Here is a 23,507-nt window from a genome sequence, read left to right on the forward strand (position 1 = left end):
CATCCTCCCCATCCTCCCCATCCTCCCCATCCTCCCCATCCTCCCCATCCTCCCCATCCTCCCCATCTCCCCCATCCCCCCATCTCCTCAGAAACGGCGTGATAAAATGTGGAACTTAACGCGATCGCCCGTAAGTCTATCTAGCACGCTTAAAACAGACGAACAAAAGAATCATGACTGACCTGCATAGCTCTCATCCGATCGCCCCTGGGATGCTGGGTTGGCTCTTCACAGGGGCTAATCCTTGGCTGAAACAACAAGTCAAAACCAAAACGGCCCCGGTGCTTGGATTGACGGTTTCGCTACTCTTAGCCCTTGCCAATTCCGTGCAAGCGTTACAAGTCCAGGTGGAACCGGAGAATCCGCAACTGGGGGATACCCTCTCCGTGGTGATTTCAACTGACGCCTCAGATTCAGCCACGCCAACGGTGATCTCTCCAGGTGGCCCGGTCCCAGCGTTTCCCATTGGGGGCAATCGCTATCGGGCGATGATCCCCACGACGCCTTTAAGTCAAGCGGGACGATGGGAGATTCGGGTGGATGGAGAAGGTCAAACCCGCAATATTGCCGTGTGGGTGAGCGATCGCGAATTTCCTACCCAATCCATTTGGCTACCCCCGGGTAAAGATGACCTCGAAGGGACCGATATGGAATTCGATCGGGTCGATGAATTTAAAAAACTTGTCACCCCTGAGAAATTCTGGAATGGTGCGTTTTTGCGCCCCAATGACGGACCGATTACCACGATTTACGGGGTCCGGCGGTATTACAATGGGGTCTTTGCCGATGACTATTACCATCGGGGTGTAGACTATGCTGGACCCCAGGGTTCTCCGGTAGTGGCTCCCTCTGCTGGTCGCATCGCCTTGGTGGGACGGGAATCGGAAGGGTTTGAAATTCATGGCAACGTCGTGGGGATCGATCATGGTCAGGGCTTAACTTCCCTTTATTTGCATCTGAGTCGGATTGATGTCAAGGAAGGCGATATGGTGCAGCCCGGTCAAGTCATCGGTGCAGTCGGGTCAACCGGCGCTTCGACCGGACCTCACCTACACTGGGGATTATACGTTCATGGACAATCCATCGATCCGGTTCCCTGGCGATATGAGGGAGTAGAATAACTCTGATTAGGCATGGAGTACAGTAAATCTGCCCTTGTCCTAGGGATATCCTGGAGTTTTCTGGAGTTAAAGCTAGGTTCGGGCGGATTGTAGGGCAAGATCTGTGCAGGGTTCTCCTTGCGATTGCAGAGTTTTCTATGAGGCGATCGCCGATTGAAACTCTTGGATCAACTGAAAAAAGTGCCGTGGAGCAGAACGAGGCAGTATGAGTATAGAAAAAATCGTAGAACAGGCACTACAAGATGGTTATCTAACGCCAGCAATGGAAGCTGAGGTGGGTAGAATTTGTAACACCGCCTCAGAACTATCTATTGAAGAGTACATGGCTCTGGATCGCCTGATGGGGTCTCTATTAACTGGTGAAGTGGTGGTTTTACCACGGAAACAGTTTATTAATGTCATGGAGGAGTTGGTTCTCTCTGAGGCGATCGCCCGGGTAGCCGAAATTGAGGCGACTAGCGATCGGACCCTGGATGTCGGCGATATTGCCGCTTATGCACTTAACCGACTTCCTCCCCTTTATGCAACCACGGAGGAAGGCGCAAACTATCAGCGGGTTCGAGCCAAAGATGAACTGCAAGAGCTCATCTCCAAACAAGTCGATGAGGCGATCGCCCGGTATCTGGACCGCCCAGAATTCCCCGGTAGAGTCGCCCTGGGTAAAAGTTCAGGCAAAGAAATGCTCACTCAAGTTAGCAGCATCCTTCAGTCCTACGCGACTATCTTTGAATCCCAACCCAATACCCCTAGTTAAAGGAATCCCATCCCACTACATTCTGTGGTTGATTTTCAGATTCTATTTACGGGTTTGGGCTTTCCAATTTCACCCTGAAATGGGAAATTTTTGGGTCATGAAATTAAGACGCTCCGTTTAGGGGCGTCTTTTTTTTGACTGTTAGTCATACCAAATCCGGTTGTTAAAACTCGATTTTTTCTTGTAGTGCGCGCTTCTCGGGCTTCGTCTGTGGAGCCAGATCCTTTCCTATAAGGCTACGCCAACCCTGTGCGGCACTCCAAGGCTTTTGGGTCCGGAGCCATTACACAACTGATTTATGACTGCTATAGCCCGGTCAAGCGGGTAAATTTAATGATGCAAAATCGTTGTTTCATGTACGCTTTTTGTCTAATCACGATTTTCAGGCGATCGCAGGGTGTCCCGACCAATACAGCTTGACCCCATGACCCGACTGGGCTAGTTTTTATAGACTTATCACAACCGGGTTCCTGATTAAATTTCGTAGTGCCACCAGGGTTGAGTTTCATGCAACAGAATCTGTTTGCGGTGGAGGCGCTGGAGAATCCCCTGTTGTTCCAGTTCTTTAAACAACCGAGTCACTGTCACTCGACTAGAGCCAATCATTTCGCCGATTTCCTGATGAGTTAACCCCAGTTGGATCAGTTGCCCCGATTCATTTTCTTGTCCAAATCTTTGGCCTAACCAGGTTAAAAAGCGCAAGAAAGAAACATCAACAGGTTTGGTATGAACAATTTCCAAAAATTCTTCCAGCCGCTGACTGTGGAGAATCAGTGCATCAGTGAAGTGATCATATTTCTCTTTAGAAATTAGGGTAGCTTCCACTCTCGTTAAGCATTCCAGGTGATAGGGATTTGCCCGGGAAAGCGATCGCCCGACAATATCACCAGGACCCCAGATTCCCAACGTGATGGAGGTGCCATCTTCAAACCAGGTGATACTCCGAACTACCCCAGTTTCAATTTTCCACAAAGAACGAGGATTTAAAGGGAGTAAAGAGCGCTTTGTAAAAGCACTTTGCCGAAGTTGCTCAGAAAATTTGAGTTCGAGAGGAGAAACAGTCATTGCTAATTATCCTAGGGCTATAACCCTGAACATTGAAGTATATTGCTAATCAATTTGAGGCGATCGCAGCAATTCTCGGGATAATTCGACCGCCTGTTCTCGAATTTCTCGAACAGCAGTGGTCTCCCAGAGTCCCCCTTTCCGGGGAGAACCCAAGGTATAAAACCGTTGAGATGCCACACCCTCGCTGTTGCGGATAGCGCCATTCTCGGCGACATCTAAACCCAAGGCGAGGGGGTCAGGACGAATCAAATTTTGCGATCGCAGATTTACAATGAGGGGATGCTGAAACTTCCGATAGTCACATTCACTCCCCGTACAATTAATCACCCGCTTTACCTCAAACCCTTTCCGGTCCTCAGTTCCCCGAGGTATAACCCAAACCTTCACGCCTTCTGTATCTTCCTCATAAGCGTGAACTCGACCCGCCACCAGGACCAATTGCCCGCCCTTTTGCATCCTCCCCACCGTCTCGACAACTCCAGGGGAAACGCGATGACGATGCACTTCCCAATAGGGTCGAACATGACGCAGAAATCGTCGCCGATCGCCCGGACTCAGATGCTGCCATAACTGCTGGGTAATCGGGCGCAAGGAGTCAATAACCGATCGCCAATCTTCCCCCTGAGCGATCGCCGATTTGACTTCTGCACGCACCTGCTGAAACAAACCCCGAAGGGTTTTTGGAGCAGTCTGCGGGGTCAAAAACGCCGGATAAGCTGAAGTAAACTTGTGAGAGTGAGGGAACTGACCATGCCGGGATACCCCATAAATCTTGCCGGTATGACCTTGTTCTTTCAGGGCGACAGCTAAATCAATCATGGTCAGTCCTGACCCAATCAGTAAGACAGGATCCGAGGCATTTAAGCCTTTCAGGGCGCGATCGCTCCAAGGGTAGCTAATATAACGCGGACTTTGGTAAAACCTAGAATCCTGAACTGGCGGGTCTTTGGGGGGAAAATTACCCAAAGCTAACACAATTTTATCAGCCCGTATGGTTTCACCACTTTTTAAATAGAGAGTCGCCCCCTGGGCGTGAGGTTCCACTGCGATCGCCTCATCGGTTCTCGGCTTAAACTGGACCCTTTCTGATGCCCCAGATGCCGACTGCTTTAATACTGAGTGAATATATTCACCATAAATTTGACGCGCTACAAACGTATCGAGCTGTACGCTCGGATCTTTTTTCGTAACCATCCAGCGCCAAAAATCATCCGGTTGGTCGGGAAATGCGCTCATTTTCCCTGCCGGAACATTGAGTAAATGACAACGATAATCGGTGCTGTACGCAATTCCCCGCCCTAAGCTCGGACGGGGTTCAATCAGGTGGAGGGTAATCGGTTGACTCGCCGATCGCAACAGATGAGTTGCCACGAGTGTCCCGCTCAAACCCCCTCCCACAATCGCAATTTCTAGGGGTAAATTCTCCATATTTATAGGGTGGGGGATCGGTTATACAAACTCATACAAGGACCCAAAACGGTTTTTAAAATCTCTCCAAAACAGCCCATAAGCCTTTTTAAACAACACTTTCAGTAGATTTTCTTTCCTCGGTGTGCCAGGAAGTAGCGGCGTGAGTCCCCACCCTTGCCGATTGCGGCGACTCAAACGGTTCAAGGTTTTGATACATAGGGGTACTCAAATAGCGTTCTCCCAAACTAGGCTTGATCATGACAATCAAACGACCCGCATTTTCCGGGCGTTTGCCGACTTTGATCGCCCCAGCTAAAGCCGCACCATTAGAGATCCCGGACAATAATCCTTCTTCCGTCGCCAGACGCTGCCCATAAACCATTGGCTCATCATCACTGACAGAAATGACTTCATCAATCAGATCAACCCGCAGAACTTTGGGAACCAATCCTGCGCCAATCCCTTGAATTGTATGGGCTCCGGAACGTCCGTAAGATATCATTTTTCCCGGTTTAATTAACCCCGCTTCCTCCGCAGCACCAATCATCCCCAGCCCAATTCGGTCTGTGCCCGAAGCGGCTGGGTTCATCCCCTCTGCTTTAATTACAATTGTTGCTACACAATTTTTTGCATTAGGAATTCGATAGATTTCCACCAGGGGCGTCCGACCAATAAGTTCTGTGACATCCTTCGCGATTCGCATAGTGACCCGACCTCATAACCTTAACCGAGGGGCCGACCCTGAATACTTTGCAGTAGAGCAGATCAGCACGGATAGGCCCTTAATCTCCGGCAACCTGATGTAGATACCGGGGATTAAGAGATTTTTTGACTATTACACAGATTTGAAAAAAAAGCAAGGGTTAAGTGACCACGGATTTTAACCCGACTTCGTGAGGTTTAATTTGCAGGATCAGCTTTGGCGAAATGGGTTAAATTTTTCTAAAATAATCTTTCTTTGGGCCGCCATCGGTTTGGGGTGAGGGCGGATCGTACTGGGTTGAGACCCGCTATAACATCGCTGAGGTGTGATCTGTCACTTCATGTTTATCCCTCCGGGTTGTGGTGGGAGGACCCGGGGAAATTATCTTTTGTTTGTGCGATCGCATCCTTTCTTTAGAGCACGAATCATTACAAGACCCCGAAGCTGAAGCAATTCGGGCTTTATTGGAGAGAATTAAGTTTCTGGAGGAAGAAGTGGAACGGATGAAACCACAACGGGGGACATTTTTAACCCCACATCCTTTAGAACATTCCCAGCCTTATCATAGCTCCTTAGATTTTCACGTTCTCGGCCTGAGTTCTCAGGTGAACAATCAGGGAATTGAGGATTTCTTGGACGGAGTAGGATTTTAATGAAAGATTCACCCCGTTCAATTACTCCTAAATCCCGGTGTAAACTTGGATTTAGGATTACACTTTAGGTAAGAGTTTTTTAACGTCATTTTGCAAGGTCTAATTTGAGCGATCGCTGACTTTCTCCAGAAGCCGCGATCGCTTCTTGTAAATCATAAAAGAATATTCTTTACCAACCTTTAATTATAAAGGACCACTATGAACTCAATCAAGGGTCAGCTATACCGACCGATCGCCCAATGGACTGGACAATTAATCTTACCCTCCCTGGCACAACGTCACCAGGATGGAGGCGTTTATCTCACCTTAGACAATACCCCCGAACCCTACAGCAATCTCAAAGATCAAACAGTCTGGCTCAAATGGCATTCCAATTCCATTCATCAAACCTGGATCAACAAAGCCGTTACGGATATTCACTTTGATGAAATCACTCGTCAAAGTATGGAGAATTTTAGTATCCACCCCACCCGATTAGATGGATGGTCTAATGTTAGCCCGTTAGAATCCCTAGCGGGTGCTAGACCCGATGATGATATTCAGGTCGAACTGGATGTGCAGGCAGTGGAACAAGTCGGCAATACCTGGGTTGTGAGTATTGGGGATGAACCGATCCAAATTGTCGGGGTTCAAAAAGCCTTTGTGCGCTTCGTGGGATCGGCAGGCGACAACCGCTACCGCGTCACACACTATAACCCCCAAACCCGAAATTTTGACGGGGGAGAAGAAACGATCGCCATGCCTGATGCGGGATTAGTACCTCCCGGACATCAGGTGGAACAAAGTTCGATTATCGAGATTGAAACTTCTCCTCTCAATGCCGAGGGATGGTATATTTATGGCGCTCACAATCCCTCGGGATTGTTTATTGTTGGAGCACTTGAACCCGCAGCAGCGCTTTCCCTTGCCCCAACACGGATGTTAAGTGGACGGGAGGAAACTCGTCAGCACTTTGTAGAATCGAAGTGGGAAAAGATTCCCTTGCATCGCATGGAACGCACCCTGGTGGATAACAATGGCGGTATCCTCTATGGCAACCAGCGATCGCCGGATTTAATGCAAAAACGCACCCGAGAATTGTGGCATAAAGGGGATGTGGGTTTGGTGGTCCATACCTTCGGTTGGCGTGGGGGAGAACGGGGCGATCGGGCTGTCCTAGGGCTAGTTCCGGGACATTTTGCCTTTGGGTTTGCTCAAGTGATTGCCGATGAATTTACGGGGGATTTACGCTTTAATCTAATATATCGCCAAGTATATGGACATAACCGTGAAGGGGTAGTTGCCGGTGCTCATCGTTGGCACTCGTACATGGGAAGTTTCAAGCGGGGGTGGATGTACACCTTGCCAGTGTCCGATGTAGTCATTCGTATTCCCGAACTCACCGTTCCCTACCAATTGGGCGATCGCCGGTTTGACCCCCTGGTAACGATCCTCCAGGAACTCGCCTTCATGGAAACTCGTTATCGCACTGGACCCGGAAACGGGGCCTCGGTGGTGACTCCGGCTACATCCTGTGTCAAAGATTCTAGTCAATCCCTCTTTGCTGCAATCCAACGCCTTAAAACTGAAGTTCTCAGCGATCCGACTGTCAAAGATTGGGTAGAAAATCACCCCGCTGACTTTGAGGTTCAACGGTTTAAACGCTTGGAATTATTACTCGAACAAGTCGAAAAATCTATGTTAATTCCTCTCGGTTATGTCCCTCAAAATTGGCGAGGAGAGAATCAAGAAGTGGCAGCCCATCGTCGGGGGGCGTCGTTTAATGCTTCTACGCTTTTGGAAGCATTGAAAGCCTGGAAAACGATGTTGCCCCGCCGTGCAGAAATGGAACTAATTCAGGTATTAATGCACTATGGTGGGACGATGTTTGATTACCAGTCGGCCATGATTGGTGGAAAAATTTCGGGATTAGTACCCAATCCACCTACAGTAATTTTGTAATTCATCATCAGGAAGGCTAGGGCATTAATGGGCGAAATGCGGCTATTTTTGTTTCCAGCCTCTCCTGTAGAAAAGCTGATTGATATTTAAAAGTTGCTACAGCAATAGTTTATTAATTTTGCCCGGTTTAAAAGGTTAGTTTTCTAGCCCGGTTATAAAAATAGAAATTTCAGGTACAAAGCTTTCCTGGACCGGCCCTGTTAAGCGGGGTAAAGCGGGGGAGAGTCCGCTCATTTCTGGCCTAGACTCCTTGTAATGAATGTTAGTAACGGATTAAAAATAGAGTCTAAGTTGGTTATATTTCGGCAATTTACTGTTACAATGGAATCCCGGGTTATTGCGCAATCTGGATGAGGCTTCAACCTAATGTAGGATAGGAAAAACTATCAACTCGAATCAGAGCAGAGTAGGCAGGGAATCCGTTAAAATGGATTGGGGCAAGATCAAAGAAGTTGCATTTAGAGACGTCCTGGGTTAAAATCGCTCATTGTTCAGGAGACGATCGCTGCTTGTTTTGATCTCAAATGCCACATTTGAGGCAAGTTGCCACAAGAACATTCTAAAATTAAGGATGACCTGTAGCAAACACTTTATGACCCTAGTTATCAGTTCGAGGGTATCTCTAAATCACTCGGGAAGGGAACTTAGTCACTCTTGAGTCCCAAGGACAACGAGTACGACGGTGGAGTTAAGTGCAATTCCCTCTATGTGCGGAGGATTCGGCGGTGGCAACTTTATGACTGGTAAGAGTTGCACACAGGAGTCCCTCAGAGGAGCGCGATTAGTAATGATGAGAGCAAAACCTGTCAACCTATCTGAGATACCCAGCAGCAACTTAGGTGTAGCGGCTCACGCAGATGAAACGAATTTTAGTGGTTGATGATGATAAAACCCTGCGAATGATGCTGAAGCGTCATTTGGAAAACCAGGGATTTGTAGTTGAGGAAGCAGATTCAGGAGTGGAAGCGTTAAACCTGTTCAAGCGGGATCCACCGGATTTGGTAGTATCAGACGTGATGATGCCTTTGATGGATGGATTTGAATTTTGTCGGCGTCTTCGCACGAATCCTGCTGGGAAGTTAGTACCGTTTATTTTCCTATCGAGTAAGGGAGAACTGGACGATCGCATCGAAGGGCACGCGATCGGGGCGGATGATTACTTGATTAAACCGTTTGAACCCTTAGAGTTGGTAGCGAAAATCGAGGCACAATTAGAGCGATCGCGACGGATTCACGCTGAAATGATCCGGTTGATGCAGCAGTTTACCCCCCAGACTGCGCCGCCTCGAACTGAGGAAGAGTCCGCGCCACGGATTCACCATCCCGCAGAAGGGTCCCATCGCCAGCGGCTTGATTCCGAGGACCTGAACCCAATGTCGCCGGAACCCCTTCCCCTGACCCCTGCGGAAGCACGAGTCTTTTGGGAAGTGATTCAAGGGCATCCCAATAAACAAATTGCAGCGCGGTTGGTGATTAGTCCCCGAACCGTTCAGACTCATCTGAGTCGAATTTTGAGTAAATTGGGATTAGAAAACCGCTCCCAACTGGTGCGCTTTGCCTTTGAACATGGATATCGCCCGGGGAGTGAACATGAACCCAACTAGGTTTGGTGGCAACCCGAGGGTATCCAATTTTTGCTGTTTGCTGTGTTAAAACAACCGATGATTCCTGGTCTTTACACAATTTCTACTCTGGTTGAGGCGATCGCCGCTCACCCCGAACAGTGGCGGCCCTTGGTCTTTACCAATGGCTGTTTCGATTTGCTTCATGTCGGTCACGTTCGTTATCTGCAAACCGCTAAATCTCTGGGCCGGACTTTGGTAGTCGGTCTCAATAGCGATCGCTCAGTCCAAACCATCAAACCCCCCCAACCTGGGCTACCCTCCCGACCCATTATCCCGGAAATCCAACGGGCCGAAGTGCTTTGTGCCTTAAAACCTGTAGATGGCGTGATTATTTTTAACGAACCCACCGCCATTACTCTACTAGAGGCCCTCAAGCCTGATATTTACGTTAAAGGTGGAGACTGGACCGTACAGAGTCTACCGGAAGCGCCAACCGTGCAAGGCTATGGGGGCCGCATCGAACTTTGTAAAATTGAAGTTCCGACCTCCACTACTGGTATAATTCTTTCTATTCTCAAGCCCTAACCTGAACAGCACCCTGATTTTCAAGCCTATCACCCCGATGGGAAGATGCTTGTCCTTAAAGGGGGCAGGGATGTTCTGCACTGTCCAAGTTAACCGGATCAGTTTCTCTTGACTTCTATGTTTTTTTATTCGGATTAAAGAATTAATGCCCCAGGAAGTTACTGGTTAAACCCATTGAAGCCTCCTCCTTTTATCTCCAGTAAAATACCTGTTTGTTAATTTGTTAATTCGATATCCAACAATTATTTATGAGTGAACCAACAACATCCCTATCGGAAACTTCCACCCATTTAGCTGACCTTGAATCCCAATTAAAAACCGCTTCTGAAAAAAATCAGCTTCAACTGATAGAACAGATTGCCGCAACGGGGGAAGCTGGATTAATTATATTAAAGCAATTTTTGCAAGAACGTCAGCAGGGTTCGGTGAATTTCATCGATGGCAAACTCTATCAATTATTGCTAAAAACTGATGCTCCCGGGATGGCGGATTTTTTGAGAACGACCTATCCGAATGGGCTGGTTTCCCTACAATCATTGCGCGGGATTGATTATTCCCCCGTACAAGAACTGCTGGCAAAACAGGATTATCAAGCAGCTGATCGCGTCAGTATGCAAAAACTGTGCGAACTGGCCGGACCCCAAGCAATGGAAAGAAAATGGCTGTATTTCACCGAAATTGATAAATTTCCTATCGAGGACCTCCAAACCCTTGATCGGCTTTGGCAGGTGTATTCCGAAGGAAAATTTGGCCTGTCGGTTCAGCGGGAAATTTGGCTGGGAGTCGGAAAAAATTGGGATAAACTCTGGCCTAAAATTGGCTGGAAAAGTGGCAATACCTGGACGAGATATCCAGGGGAATTTACCTGGAATTTAACGGCTCCCCGAGGTCATTTACCCTTGTCTAATCAATTGCGTGGCGTTCGAGTCATTGAAAAGTTGCTCACTCATCCAGCCTGGGGTTAGTGGGTTTATAGAGAAAGAGATGAACCGGAACAAGGCACTACAGGAGTCAGAATCGTCCTGACTCTATAGGGGATTTCCATAAAAAAACTTCTGCATTAGAAGTAATGCCGAATTATTCAAGCCCCCCTGGAACTAAATATTTATTCCTCTGGCTTCCCCCTTCTTAAGGGGGACGGGAGGGGGATCTCCCGGGGGGTTGGGGGGATCTCTGATAGAAGATTTTATTTTGTGGAGTTCCCTAGACCCGACGATCGCCGGGTTGATGGCAAAATTTTTCAGGAGTCTGGGGAATTTGCCTGGGGAGAAACCGGGAAAACGATGGCAGCCATTGGATAACCCTAGAGTAGGTTGCTCCGTGAGCGGGTTATGGATCAATAATACAAAGGGAGTATTTTTGGGTTCCCTCCAGGCGATCGCCAGCCATTCCCGTTCTGAGATTAAACCTCTGATTCAACTAAAGCCGTGGCGAGGAAAAACCGGGGCTAGAATCAGGGGGCTTAAATCAAAGGAAAACTTTCATTGTTGGGTTCCATTGGGTGTTGAATTTTATGAGAAATCTGTTTCCACCGATCTTCAGTTTGGGAGCCAATTTATCCCTATATCAGTGGAGTAGCGCCAGTTACTTACACCAGGCGATCGGCATTCTAGCCCCTCTGCGTCGCGGCAGCTTCTTAATTCAGTGGGCTGACCCGATCGCCGCCTTGTTAGTGGGATTACTCTTTCTCCTGGGGCCTTTTGTTTCCACCGCCCTCATCGGCGTATTGTTGGTCGCTTGCGGGGCCTACTGGGTCTTAGTCACCTTAGCCGATGATGACAAAACAGGGTTTACCCCCGTACACTTGGTGATTTTGCTGTATTGGGGGATCAACACCGTTGCTACCGCCATGTCCCCGGTGAAAAAGGCTGCCTTTGTCGGCTGGACCAAACTCACCCTGTATTTACTCCTGTTTGCCCTGATGACGCGGGTCTTGCGATCGCCCAAATTGCGCTCCTTTGTGATTGCCCTGTACCTGCACGCTGCCACCTTTGTGAGTATCTACGGTATCCGACAATGGCGATTTGGGGCCGATGCCCTGGCGACTTGGACCGATCCCAACTCTTCAATGGCGAAAGTCACCCGGGTTTATAGTTACCTCGGCAATCCCAACCTCCTGGCTGCCTATCTCTTGCCTGCGATCTTCCTGGGAATTGCGGCAATTTTTGCTTGGCGTGGGTGGGTCCCCAAAGCCCTCGCCGTAACCATGACCCTAGTCAACTCCTTATGTCTGGTCCTCACCTATAGCCGAGGCGGATGGATTGGCTTAGTGGTGGGAGGATTTACCTTAATTCTGTTGTTGGTCTATTGGTGGAGTGTCAAGCTACCGGAAGCCTCACGAAAATGGGCTATGCCCGTCGTATTCGGAACCACAGTGGGAGTAATTTTGCTCGCCCTCCTGTTTGTAGAACCCGTGCGCGATCGCGCCGCCAGTATGTTAGTGGGACGGCAAGATAGTAGCAATAACTTCCGCATGAATGTTTGGGATGCGGTATTTGAAATGATTCGCGATCGCCCCGTGATTGGCATCGGTCCGGGGAACACTGCATTTAACCAAATCTACCCCCTCTATATGCGGCCCAGATATACCGCATTGAGCGCCTATTCCGTGCCGTTAGAAATCGCCGTAGAAACCGGATTCATTGGATTGGCGACCTTTTTAGGACTCCTTGTCCTGCTGCTGACCCAAGGAGTCACTCAGATCCAGCGCCTCCGAGAGAAAGCCAGCCCTCAAGCATATTGGCTAATGGCGGCGATCGCGATTATCCTAGGGATGATGGCCCACGGAGCCTTTGATACCGTCTGGTATAGACCCCAAGTCAATATGCTCTGGTGGCTGGCAGTCGCCTTAGTTGCCAGCTACTATACCGTTCCCTCCCCCAAAGCCAGCTCAATGGAAGAGCATCTATAAAACATAAAATAGGAGCAGGGGTAAGTCCAGTAGATTCTCAGGACCGCTCAAACTCAATTCCTCATCCCTGGCGCTCTATTGTTGTAAAGTTGACAAAAAACCTAGACGATTCAATAATGAGCGCCAATAGTTTCTAGAGAATTTGGGGAAAACTAAGACACAGAACTGGCGATCGCTTCTTCAAAACATGAAGTTGATCCCAGGGTTCTAAAGCCAGAGGGTTCGCGATTCTAAATTTGTACTGTCCTCCATGCCATTGCCCGTCCCGACAAATAATGAGGAATGAGGTATGAGACATCCGTTGTCGGATTCACTCAGCAGGGTGACAATAACTTTCATAGAATTGGGTTAATGACAACATCCGTTTGTAGCAGCCTCGCAATTTTGGTAACACAAGTTCTGCCTCGTAGCTGTAACATCCAAGAGACAAATGTCCACCCCCCTGGACGTTTTCAGAGTTGTTACCACCGGGGCTTGCATCCTAAACGCTAAACACTTCCTATGGTTAAGTCAGGTCAGTCCTCCTTTCGCCGTATCCTGCTGTCGCGGATTTTACTCCTAAGCGTCCCTGTTTTGCTGTTAGGGGAGTATGTGACCTATCGCAAGGCACGCTCTAGTCTGCTGGAAACCGCCCGCCAAAACCTCACCGAAAGCGCTGTTCGTAAAGGAGATAGCATTAATGCCTCCCTTGAATCCCTCCAGGCGAACTTGCTCACTGCCAGCGAATCGGTCCTCCTCCACGAGGGTTCGGCGCAAGCGTCGCAAAATTATATTGAGCAACTCGCGCAGCGATTACCCACAAAGGTTCAATGCGTTCAATTCACCAATGTGCAAACAGCCGAACTCATCGCCAGTACCTGTGGGAATCAACCCCTGAGCGATGAAATTGTGCAGATGTGGCAACAGCAAGGGAATTTTGGTCCCGGGACGGGTTCCGGAGTGCATATCAAAACTGTTCTATCGAAAACCCCATCGGTTCCAGCCCCTGCCCCCGCCGTTTCTGAAAATGACCCCAGCTATTTCGACCAACTCAAATTGGTTCTGAGCGCCCCGGTGTATTTGAATCAAAGTAATCCTTTGGCGGTGAATAATTCAGGGGTTCCTGACTATGCCTTAACCATTCGCTCCACTTTAGGGCAAAGGGCCAGCGATCGCCGCATTGAACCCGGTTCCCTCACCGGCTACACTGTTGTCATTGACCAAGATGGCACCATTCTTGAACATGGCAACGACCTCAATCGGGTGGGCCGCAACATTAAAGACGAAGTAGACGCCAAACGGCTAGAAAGTATTGTTAGAAACGCTCTCCAAAACCGTCCAGCCTTTCTCCATCTCTTTAATTTCGATCAAGAGGGAATTGAATTACTCTCTGGATATGCCGCTATTCCCAGTCCCCTCTCCAGCGGGGAAGAACGCAAGTGGGTGATCCTGGCAGTCACCCCCCTGGACAATGCTCTAGCGGGATTAAAGGAAATTCAAAAGGTTCTATTTACCTTAGTCGTGGGTTTATTAGTGGCTAACCTGCTGGCGACCCTTTATTTAACGCGCGATTTGGCGCTACCCATCGAGAAATTACAAGACTATGCGATGAATATTCAGTGCCGTGCTACCACGGAACGAGTTCCGCATAACTTGAGCATTCGCGAGTTTAACCGGCTGGCTGAAGCCCTCGACAGTATGGTAGAACGCTTGAAAGCTTGGGCAGAGGAGTTAGAAACGGCTTGGAAAGAAGCTAAAACTGCTAACCAACTAAAAAATGAGTTTTTAGCAACTATTTCTCATGAGTTGCGAACTCCTCTTAATGCGATTCTCGGTTGCATTCGCTTAGTTCGAGATGATTGCTGTGATAACCGTGATGAAGAAATTGAGTTTCTTCAACGCGCTGATGACGCAGCCATTCATTTACTGAATATTATTAATGATATTCTTGATATCTCTAAAATTGAAGCCGGTACTCTCTCGGTGGTGATGGAGCAGGTTGATGTCAAACGCCTAATTAAAGAGGCGATCGATTTGCAGCAATCTGCAATTCAGCAGAAGGGTTTGCAGTTAGAATTCCAGGAAGATTCTCAATCCATAACCGTTGAAGCTGACCCGGCTAAATTGAAACAAGCCCTTCTTAATTTGATGGGGAATGCCATTAAATTTACAGATACTGGACGAATCACTATCTCCACTCGGATCGAAGGGTTAAAGGAGGGTCAGTCCTTTAATAAAGCGAATGGCGGCAATGGTTCTATGCAGCCCCATTTGGTGATTGCTGTCCAAGATACGGGGATTGGCATTGCCCCGGATCAGCAACAGAAACTCTTTCAACCCTTTGTCATGGTGGATGGTTCCAGAACTCGCCCCAAAGGCGGTACAGGGTTAGGTTTAGCCATCTCCCGCAATTTAATTGAACTAATGGGTGGGATGATTCGCTTAAACAGTAAAGGTATTGGTCAGGGGACAACCGTTGAGGTGGTTTTACCGATCGTGAATTCTAGTCCCTCTATCCCCGTAGCGTTGGAGTCGAAAACCCCCAAAGAACAAAATCGCTAAATTGTTTTCACCCTTTCCTACATCACCTTTATGATTTATAATTATTGTCGGGCAGTTTCTAGTAATACCTTCAGTTAGTTGTTATCCCTTATGTTTGTAGTAAGAAATTCATAGGGAATCCGGTTGGGGTAGGGTTTAATTGCTGGGGGAAGCCAGAGGAATAAATGTTTAATAGGGATTCCGTATGATTAGGGATGGGAATTTGTATTAAAGCTGAACCGGGAGTCCGCCTTGTTGAATCGAGTGGCTTAAAGCTGTGAGAATTGTGATTAATTCCGTGGCGATCGCCCCAGATCGATCCCCTTGTCCATTGTGGCGCACCAACTCCAAAAAGCGATCGCAAACCCGCCCTAGAGGTTCAGCTTTTTCTAACCTCACTACTTCCCGGTTTTGATGGCTAGGAATCCAGCGATCGCCTTCTACTTCTAAACTCCCCTGTTGAATTACCAAAGGCGCATCCCCGGACATTTCATCAAATATCAAGGTTCCTTGACTCCCCACCACCGCCAAGCGTCTCTGTTTATCGGGATTCAACCAGCACAAATGAATAAACGCCTGAAATCCACTGGGATAAGTAAGCGTTGCCATCACAAAATCCGATAACCCCTGGGGAAACAGCGTTGACTGATCTCCCTCAACCGGAGTGGGTTGCAACCACACTCGCCCAGTCCCTTGGACTTGAATGGGATATTCTCCCAACCAAGTATTAAAAATAGCAATATCATGAATCGCTAAATCCCACAGGGCATCCACATCGGGACGGACTGGACCTAAATGAGAGCGTGTCGCATATCCGTAGCGCAATTCCCCCAGTCGTCCCCCTTGCACCACTTCAGTACCGGCAATCACTGCGGGATGAAACAAATAAGTATGATCCACCAACATCTGAAGCTGACGTTGTTCTGCCCGTTGATATAATTCCCGAGACTCTGCGGGGTCAAGGGTTAGGGGTTTTTCCGCTAAGATGTGATAGTTTTGCTCCAGGGCATCGGAGATTAAAGCATAATGAGTCGCAGCCGGAGTAGCGACAGCCACCGCTTCCAGTCCGGGTAACTGTTTGATGTCCTGCCAATCCGTTGCCAGAATCACCGTCTCATCTAAATTAAATTGCGATCGCGCCGAGTTCAATCGCTCTATATGAGGGTCCACCACTGCCAGCACTCGCGCCTGGGGATGGTTTAAAAAATTTCGGATCAAATGGACGCCCCAACGACCCGCCCCAAGAATTGCAATCCCAACTGGATTTGACATTTTTTGATATTAATAATTTGATGGGGACAACTAGGGATTACTGAGCGATATCCAACTCTCGCAGGGCTAAAAAGGCCACCTTTGCGGCGGCTTGTTCTGCCGCTTTTTTACTGCGTCCGGTGCCCTTGCCTTTGACTTCTCCCAGTAGCCAAACCTCAGCGGTAAAGCGATCGGGATGGTAATGTTCCCGATGGGTTTCCAATACCCGATATTCCGGTAAAATTTTATAGCGAACTTGGGTCAATTCTTGCAGGGCATCTTTATAGTTATGACGGGCTGGATCTTTGCGAATTTCTTCCGATCGCTGTTTAAATTCAGGGTCTAACCAAGGACGAATTAAATCCAAATTGTGGGTACTTAAATAGAGGGCAGCTAAAATCGCTTCAAAGGCATCGGCTAACCGAGATTCCTTGCCCGTAATATCTCCCGCAGCACTGGCGGAAACGAGCAGGTAGCGTTCCAGTCCGTACCCTTCGGCAATCTCCGCTAAGGTGCGATCGCTCACCAAAACCGAACGAATTGTTGCCAACTCCCCGACCTTTTCTTGGGGATACAGTTCCATCAGTAATTCCGCTGCCGCTAACCGAACCACCGCATCGCCGGTAAACTCTAACTGTTCATAGTTCGCTTCCCCAGAAACACTCGGATGAGTCAAGGCCAATTCTAACAAGTCCCAACGGATTGAAATCCCGTCAGGAAGTCCTAATTTTTGGAGCAGTTTCTGTAATTCGCGTTGCCGTTGGGGATAAAGAAGAGGCATAAAAAAGTTTAGAAATTAGAAATTAACCTTAAGATTGATGCAAATTTAGAAGTGTCCCGGTTGAACTTTACCCTTAAAATTTAAGCCAGTCACGGAGGGAATAAAGACTTTAAAATTAGCCTAAAAAATAGAAAGGGAGAGAGTCAGACATAAGCCGGGTTCTGTTCCCTTCATCGCAATTGCTAGGAAGGGGGCAGTTATCTATCTGGGACCTTTGTTACCAAAAGCCTCTAGCGGTTCTTTCTAGGCGGAACGGGTAAAAGACCAACCCTTGTTCCTGTGACCTTGCTCCCAACCGGGGTTTACCGAGCCAGGGCCTCTCGACCCTGCTGGTGCGCTCTTACCACACCTTTGCACCCTTACCTGTGAGCGATCGCCCCAAGGGACAATTTCTCCATCGGCGGTATCTTTCTGTGGCACTATCCTCACGGTCACCCGCACTGGGCGTTACCCAGCAAGTCTGGTCTTTCGGGAGTCCGGACTTTCCTCAGATTCGTGAGAATCCGCAACTGCCTGCGCCAACTCTCTACCCGTTCTGATTATAAGCGATGGATTGCCACAATCTGACTCGGTTGAGGGGTCAGATTTATTTGGGTGAGCGTGGCTTTACCCACCCCGGGAGATGAATCCGGGAATTGGGGAGGCGATCGCCTCCGTTCAACGAATTTCATAGCCTTAAAATTGAAGTTATACCTGACCGAATCAAACCGGAAACTGAACAGAAATTCAGCTTTTAAAAATCTCGACGCTTATTCCAGGGGATATTAACAACCCAGGGCAAAACTGACGCCCTAAACTGACAATTGACCAGATAAAGGGGGAGATTACTTCGATTATGTTCTCCCATTCCAAAGCGGAGAGCAAACTGAAGGGTGAACGTTAAAGAGGGAAGTTCTGCCTTGGGTGAAACCTGTTTTCTGGGGTTGGGTTTGAGAGAGGCAAGGTTCACCATGACTTGATCGGGTTTTAAGAGTCCGGTTTCCCCCTCTCGTTTTAAGGCGGATTCTGCCGTAAATTTTTCTTGAAGCGTTTTTCCCGGCGCAATCACGCTAAACACTTGCGTGGGTAACAAATCAAACGTCATCCCGGGTGGGAGTCGAATCAGGCGTTGTTCCCGACCCTGAGCATCAATTAGCGCACTATAATCCCAATCAATATAAAGGGTTTGACTTGGGGATTGATTTTGCACACTCACCTCAAGGACCCGAAACTGGTCTAAATCATATTGGGGTGCCAAAAAGAATTTGAATCGAACTCGGCTTTCTAAATTTTGGCTTTCGAGTTGATTTTGAAGAAAATTTTCATCTAATTTAATGATAACTTTCTCCGCTAATAAAGAAGAAAAAGCTCGTAATAAAACAGCACTCACGCAGATTAGATAAACGGCGATTACAATCCAATCTAGTCCAGTCATCAGGGGTTAGAGCCAAGGGAATGGGGCGACGTCCATAGCATAGCCTATAGATTGCCCCTCGCCTATGAAAAAGGGTTAAAAAGATTCCCGGGGTTCATACTGGCGGCAGGTTTCACAAGGTCCTTCCGGATTGAGGGCGCAACGCAGATAAGCCGATCGCGCATTGTAAAGACAAGTAATATCCCCCGTCACTTCCCCGACGCCTTCAACATAATGGCGATCGGAAGGAATCGGAGGGGGAGACGGGATTCTCATAATAGGAATCTCTCGGACTGCTTGCAAGCGAGTTCGTGCCCGATCTTCGGCTTTCCGCATTACGAACACAGAGAGTAACGGAGGCGTTATCCCCAGCAAAAAAATGATAAGTGTCTCTAACATAGCGGATGACTAGAACTGAACTGCTGAAAATCAGCAGGTTAATCTCAGGTAAACTGACCTGAAGGGACATCAACCGGGAAACCTGACTCATACCCAATCCGGTTTTTATAGAGTTTTGAAAACCAGATTTCAACTCCGTTTGTAGGGGAGTGCTTAGGCAGTGAGTTCCACCGCCGATTGAAAGAAATCCCGTTCGCATAACATGGCATAACGATAGGTGGAATGGGTTAGGGGAGTTGAGGCAGCATAGCGATCAAGCAAATGTTCTAATTGTCCCGACAACTGTTCAAATTCTTCCCCCGTATAGGTCCGAATCCAATCCGCATAGTCGTGATTGGGAATACCATCTTTTCCCAATTGCTGCCCTAAAAAAGCGTAAAGACGCATACAAGGAGCCATTGCCACCGCCGTTAATCCAACATCGTGACTCCAAGCGGTTGCGAGTAAAAAATCAGTGTAACGACGAGTTGCCGGAGTCGGTTTCACCGCTAAAAAATCAATTCCCCAAGTTTTCGCATAGCCTTGATGTAAGCGCAGTTCTTCTAATACGCCACTCGCTAGGGCATGAAAAACTTCAAAAGCTTGCCAATCAGGAGTTTTGGCCGCCGCAATGCTATAAGCGCGAGCGAAGGATTCCAGAAAAAAGGCATCTTGTCCTACATAATGAGCAAATTGATATCGCGGTAAGCTACCATTGCCAATGCCTTGTACAAAAGGATGTTGTAGGCACTCTTGGGCTAAGTCTTGATTGGCTTTCCACAATTCCTGAGATAGGGTCATATTTTGGAGAGTTTGATAGGTCTGGACTGGATTGAGGGTGAGGGGGATGAACTTAAGAACGAGTGAAGTCGAGAGCTTTTATCTTTCAGGTTTCATCGGTTATCTTGGACGCTGGGTGGTGGAAAAATTCTTAAACCACCCGCGACGCCAAAAGAGTAAAATCATGAAGACGGCGATCGCAATCATCACGACCCAAACTGCCGGATAGCCCCAATACCAGTTAAGTTCTGGCATATTCAACCGTGAGGCTTCGGGATTAAAGTTCATTCCATAAACCCCGGCAATAAAAGTTAGGGGAATAAAAATAGATGAAATCACCGTTAACAGTTTCATCACCTCATTCATCCGGTTATTGATGGAAGAGAGGTAAACGTCCATCAACCCACTCGCGAGTTCCCGATAGGTTTCTACCATATCCAACACCTGCATCGTATGATCGTAACAGTCGCGTAAATAAATCCGGACTTCCTCACAAATCAAGGGACTGCCGTCTCGAATCAGAGTATTGATGGCATCTCGCTGGGGCCAGATTGCCCGCCGTAAGGTGAGTAACTCCCGTTTGATTTTATAGATTTTTTGTAGGGTGTGGGGTGTGGGGTTTGCTACCACCTCATCCTCCAAATCCTCAATCCGTTCCCCGTAAGCTTCCAGAACCGGAAAAAATCCATCGATAATGGCATCCAGAAGAGCATAGGCGAGATAATCGGCCTTTTGTTTGCGAATCGTGCCTTTATTACTGCGAATGCGATCGCGCACTGGACCAAAACTGTCATGTTCTGGCTCCTCCTGCACCGTCAGCAGGTAGGATTTACCCAACACAAAACTAACTTGTTCCGTAATAAAACTTTCTTCCGCTGGATCATGGCGATGTTCTTTGAGCATCACCATCCGCGCAATAATCACTAAATGACCCTCGTAGTCTTCTACTTTGGGTCGTTGGGGGACATTGACGATATCTTCTAACAGCAGAGGATGCAAGTTAAAGACTTGACCCACTCGGTTTAAAATATCTTCACTCCCCAACCCCTGGACATCTAACCACGACACCGACTCACTGTCTAAGTAAGGAATGCATTCTTCCGGGGTCGCCATGAGTAGCCGAATGGCCTTTTTTTCGCAATAGTCGATCGCCACAATCGTCGGCATGACTGCACGGTGTCCAATAATCAGAGTTCCGGGCATACTACCCGGGTGATCATAGCAGTAATCCACGTATGACTCTTGGTTTTTAGCGTTTTCTTCTTCGGAGAGGAAATTACCCATTGTCCATCCCGTATCTGTCATCTCTATGTTCCTAATCGCTGTTACCACTGCGATTTTAGGCAATTGGGGAGAAGATTGTCTGCGATCGCAGGCATCGTCCTCAAGTCCCCTGCTTTAGCGTCCTGGGTTCAGACCTCTAGCATAGCCTCTACCCATTCCCGAAGGACGCTAACACCGCCGATCCCTTCTATAGAAGTCGCCAGAATCATGGGGTCAAGAGGCTATCAGGGAGTATCAGGAGGGGGAGTATCTTGCTGGCTATACTGTAGGTCACAATGATTTAGACTGGCGATCGATGGAGGGCTTAAGGTTTAGATTGTTCTAACACTTCATCCCCCCTCAAGAATTTCCGACCGATCGCCCCTGGGGAAATAGGGGGTTCGTGCCAATCATTTTCATCAGATTGAGGCAACTTGACTTCCATCGGGAGATAAACCGTAAAAGTTGAACCTACCCCCAATTTACTCTCGACTAAAATATCTCCTCCCATCATCTGAGCAAACAATCGACTAATTGCCAAACCCAAACCAGTCCCCCCATATTCGCGGGTTGTGGACGCATCCGCCTGCATAAAGGCTTGAAACAAATGATTTAACTGTTCTGCACTCATGCCAATGCCTGTATCGCAGATTTGGAACACCACAAATAAATCATTTGGACTTGATTCTTCCTCTGGAGTGACCGCCAAAGGAATCGCCTTCCGTAGGAGTTTTGTAACGGCCATTTCAATCTTCCCCTGGCGGGTGAATTTAGCCGCATTACTCAGTAAATTAAAGAGGATTTGTCGCATCTTAGTTAAGTCAGCGTACATCGGCCCCAGTTCCCCACTCAACTGGACTACCAATTGGTTAGAATTTTTCTCGACTAAGGGTTGAGCCGTGTGGCAAATGTGGGTAATGGCCTGGTCTAAATCAAAAGATTCTAACAGCAGTTGCATTTTTCCTGCTTCAATTTTAGAATAATCTAAAATATCTCCAATTAGAGCTAATAAATGTTTTCCTGCCGTATTAATCGAGCGCAGATCATCCAGAAATTCTGAATCGTTAATCCCGATATCTCGGGCATCTTCTTGGAGTAGCTCACTATAGCCAATAATGGCATTCAGCGGGGTTCTCAGTTCATGGCTCATATTCGCCAAAAAAGTGCTTTTGGCGCGATTAGCCGCTTCTGCTGCGGTTTTGGTTTCTAGTAATTGGGCTTCGACTTGCTTGCGATCGGTAATATCCCGAGCTAAAATACAGTTATATTCTTTTCCATTAAATTCCAAATAATTAACCGTACTTTCTACCGGAAATCTTTTTCCTTCCTTCGTTTTATGGAAGCATTCAATGGTAAAAGAACCATGCTGTTTTATTTCATCCCAATAATCAGACCAAACATTTTTAGGTAAATCTAAATTAATGTCATGAATGGTCATTAAAATCAATTCTTCTCGGGAATAGCCTAAAGACAGACAAGCCGCTTCATTCACATAAAAGAATTGAGCATTAGAATTAACCCAAAATACTGAATCTCCAGCTCGATTGAGGGAAAATTGGGTAAAAGCTAAGATTTCCTCAATTTGTTGGCGATGGGCTTTTTCTGCCTCTAAGGCGAGGGTAGTTTGGTGTAACTGTAAGGTTTTCCGTTCCAGTTCATGGCGGAGTTCCGCTTCAGTCTGTTTAACTTGAGTTAGATCTCGCACTAGAACTAATAATTCATGGTCACTGCTCGGGACAATTTTGATTTCATGAATTGAAGGGAAGTAGGAATGATAATTGGCCGAATTTAGAGGGGGAAATGGAACCGAACATAGACAATCCTTTCCGATTAATTCTACTTGAAAGAGTTGCTCGCTTCCTGTGGCGATCGCCCGTTCTAGGAACTCCCTACATTGTTGAATCACTTCTAACGGCCAAATTTCCCACCACTTCTTACCGATATAGGTGCGATCGCTCAGATGGTCTATCCCTTCCGGCTGTAATCTCTGGCCTGGATTTGTACAACCAGCCCACAGGGTAAAATTCTTAGGCGGTTGATAATCTAGGCAAGTCCCATCTTTATGGATCCAAAAGATAGCATCGGGAATTGCCGTTAATAAAGCACGATTTCTGGTTTTGCTGGCAGATACCACCGCTTCAAGCTCCTCCCTATTCCCTGACGATTGTTTAAACTTATTATCCCCATGTTTGATCCAGAACTATTGTTTGCCTTCACAAAACAACGCAACAGCGCTACAGCAAGGTGAGCGAATCCGTACCCCCACAGGGGCGTTTTCTACCTGTGGATTGCCTCGGGCCAGGATAATAATGACTATAGCGCCCCTAGTTTGTGATGAGCGGCTGGGGTAGTTAGAGATGGGGAGGATGGGGGAGATGGGGAGGATGGGGAGGATGGGGAGGATGGGGAGGATGGGGAGGATGGGGAGGA

22 protein-coding genes and 1 other RNA gene are annotated in these 23,507 nt (G+C 47.8%); 10 read left to right on the forward strand and 13 right to left on the reverse strand.

Annotated features, from left to right (window positions below; all coding sequences use genetic code 11):
* The 3 genes from NG796_RS25270 to NG796_RS25280 all read left to right on the forward strand — a co-directional run.
* Positions 1–181: hypothetical protein (locus tag NG796_RS25270; protein WP_261210158.1), on the forward strand; the 181-nt coding region annotated here is incomplete at its 5' end.
* Between the two features lie 31 nt (positions 182–212).
* On the forward strand, positions 213–1,121 hold the full coding sequence (locus NG796_RS25275) for a M23 family metallopeptidase (RefSeq protein ID WP_411268824.1): 909 nt from the start codon (positions 213–215) through the stop codon (positions 1,119–1,121).
* Between the two features lie 205 nt (positions 1,122–1,326).
* A complete protein-coding gene (locus NG796_RS25280) occupies positions 1,327–1,875 on the forward strand; it encodes a late competence development ComFB family protein (protein WP_261210160.1) in 549 nt (182 codons plus the stop codon).
* 474 nt (positions 1,876–2,349) lie between these two features.
* Here NG796_RS25280 and NG796_RS25285 read toward each other — a convergent pair whose 3' ends face one another.
* The 3 genes from NG796_RS25285 to NG796_RS25295 form a co-directional block, all read right to left on the reverse strand.
* On the reverse strand, positions 2,350–2,940 hold the full coding sequence (locus tag NG796_RS25285; protein WP_261210161.1) for a Crp/Fnr family transcriptional regulator: 591 nt from the start codon (positions 2,938–2,940) through the stop codon (positions 2,350–2,352).
* 45 nt (positions 2,941–2,985) lie between these two features.
* On the reverse strand, positions 2,986–4,371 hold the full coding sequence (locus tag NG796_RS25290; protein ID WP_261210163.1) for an FAD/NAD(P)-binding protein: 1,386 nt from the start codon (positions 4,369–4,371) through the stop codon (positions 2,986–2,988).
* A gap of 88 nt (positions 4,372–4,459) precedes the next feature.
* The gene (locus tag NG796_RS25295) at positions 4,460–5,056 is read right to left on the reverse strand and encodes a hypothetical protein (protein ID WP_261210165.1); all 597 of its coding nucleotides are present in this window, start codon (positions 5,054–5,056) and stop codon (positions 4,460–4,462) included.
* Positions 5,057–5,415: 359 nt separating this feature from the next.
* Here NG796_RS25295 and NG796_RS25300 point away from each other — a divergent pair, with 359 nt between their 5' ends.
* From NG796_RS25300 to NG796_RS25330, 7 genes are all read left to right on the forward strand, one after another.
* Entirely contained in the window at positions 5,416–5,709 is a 294-nt protein-coding gene (locus NG796_RS25300; protein ID WP_261210167.1) for a hypothetical protein, read from the forward strand.
* 198 nt (positions 5,710–5,907) lie between these two features.
* The gene (locus tag NG796_RS25305; RefSeq protein ID WP_261210169.1) at positions 5,908–7,650 is read left to right on the forward strand and encodes a hypothetical protein; all 1,743 of its coding nucleotides are present in this window, start codon (positions 5,908–5,910) and stop codon (positions 7,648–7,650) included.
* 857 nt (positions 7,651–8,507) lie between these two features.
* Positions 8,508–9,254, forward strand: coding sequence for a response regulator transcription factor (locus NG796_RS25310; protein ID WP_261210171.1), 747 nt, complete (start codon positions 8,508–8,510; stop codon positions 9,252–9,254).
* Positions 9,255–9,311: 57 nt separating this feature from the next.
* The gene (locus NG796_RS25315) at positions 9,312–9,800 is read left to right on the forward strand and encodes an adenylyltransferase/cytidyltransferase family protein (protein WP_261210173.1); all 489 of its coding nucleotides are present in this window, start codon (positions 9,312–9,314) and stop codon (positions 9,798–9,800) included.
* 248 nt (positions 9,801–10,048) lie between these two features.
* Positions 10,049–10,765, forward strand: a complete 717-nt coding sequence (locus NG796_RS25320) for a GUN4 domain-containing protein (RefSeq protein ID WP_261210175.1) — start codon at positions 10,049–10,051, stop codon at positions 10,763–10,765.
* 548 nt (positions 10,766–11,313) lie between these two features.
* Positions 11,314–12,711 (forward strand): IctB family putative bicarbonate transporter, encoded by a 1,398-nt coding sequence (locus NG796_RS25325; RefSeq protein ID WP_261210176.1) that lies wholly within the window; start codon positions 11,314–11,316, stop codon positions 12,709–12,711.
* A gap of 591 nt (positions 12,712–13,302) precedes the next feature.
* Positions 13,303–15,252, forward strand: coding sequence for an ATP-binding protein (locus NG796_RS25330; RefSeq protein ID WP_261210178.1), 1,950 nt, complete (start codon positions 13,303–13,305; stop codon positions 15,250–15,252).
* Between the two features lie 207 nt (positions 15,253–15,459).
* On the opposite strand, the gene NG796_RS25335 is transcribed toward NG796_RS25330, so the two are convergent.
* The 10 genes from NG796_RS25335 to NG796_RS25380 all read right to left on the reverse strand — a co-directional run.
* Complete coding sequence (locus NG796_RS25335; protein WP_261210179.1) at positions 15,460–16,503, reverse strand: Gfo/Idh/MocA family protein; 1,044 nt, start codon at positions 16,501–16,503, stop codon at positions 15,460–15,462.
* Between the two features lie 37 nt (positions 16,504–16,540).
* Positions 16,541–17,263 carry a ribonuclease III gene (gene rnc, locus NG796_RS25340; protein WP_261210180.1) on the reverse strand — a complete coding sequence of 241 codons (723 nt, stop codon included), beginning with the start codon at positions 17,261–17,263 and terminating at the stop codon, positions 16,541–16,543.
* A gap of 135 nt (positions 17,264–17,398) precedes the next feature.
* Positions 17,399–17,789, reverse strand: an RNA gene (gene rnpB / locus NG796_RS25345) — RNase P RNA component class A.
* Positions 17,790–17,802: 13 nt separating this feature from the next.
* Entirely contained in the window at positions 17,803–17,934 is a 132-nt protein-coding gene (locus NG796_RS25350; protein WP_261210181.1) for a hypothetical protein, read from the reverse strand.
* A gap of 62 nt (positions 17,935–17,996) precedes the next feature.
* Positions 17,997–18,677 (reverse strand): hypothetical protein, encoded by a 681-nt coding sequence (locus NG796_RS25355; protein ID WP_261210183.1) that lies wholly within the window; start codon positions 18,675–18,677, stop codon positions 17,997–17,999.
* 75 nt (positions 18,678–18,752) lie between these two features.
* Entirely contained in the window at positions 18,753–19,055 is a 303-nt protein-coding gene (locus NG796_RS25360; RefSeq protein ID WP_261210185.1) for a DUF6464 family protein, read from the reverse strand.
* A gap of 153 nt (positions 19,056–19,208) precedes the next feature.
* A complete protein-coding gene (locus NG796_RS25365) occupies positions 19,209–19,835 on the reverse strand; it encodes a TenA family protein (protein WP_261210187.1) in 627 nt (208 codons plus the stop codon).
* Between the two features lie 99 nt (positions 19,836–19,934).
* Entirely contained in the window at positions 19,935–21,119 is a 1,185-nt protein-coding gene (corA, locus tag NG796_RS25370; RefSeq protein ID WP_317619360.1) for a magnesium/cobalt transporter CorA, read from the reverse strand.
* Positions 21,120–21,402: 283 nt separating this feature from the next.
* Positions 21,403–23,211: a PAS domain-containing sensor histidine kinase gene (locus NG796_RS25375; RefSeq protein WP_261210189.1), complete on the reverse strand. Its 1,809-nt coding sequence runs from the start codon at positions 23,209–23,211 to the stop codon at positions 21,403–21,405.
* A gap of 66 nt (positions 23,212–23,277) precedes the next feature.
* A partial coding sequence (locus NG796_RS25380) for a hypothetical protein (protein ID WP_261210191.1) occupies positions 23,278–23,507 on the reverse strand: 230 nt, incomplete at its 5' end.

The organism is Laspinema sp. D2d, from assembly GCF_025370755.1.
GTDB lineage: Bacteria > Cyanobacteriota > Cyanobacteriia > Cyanobacteriales > Laspinemataceae > Laspinema.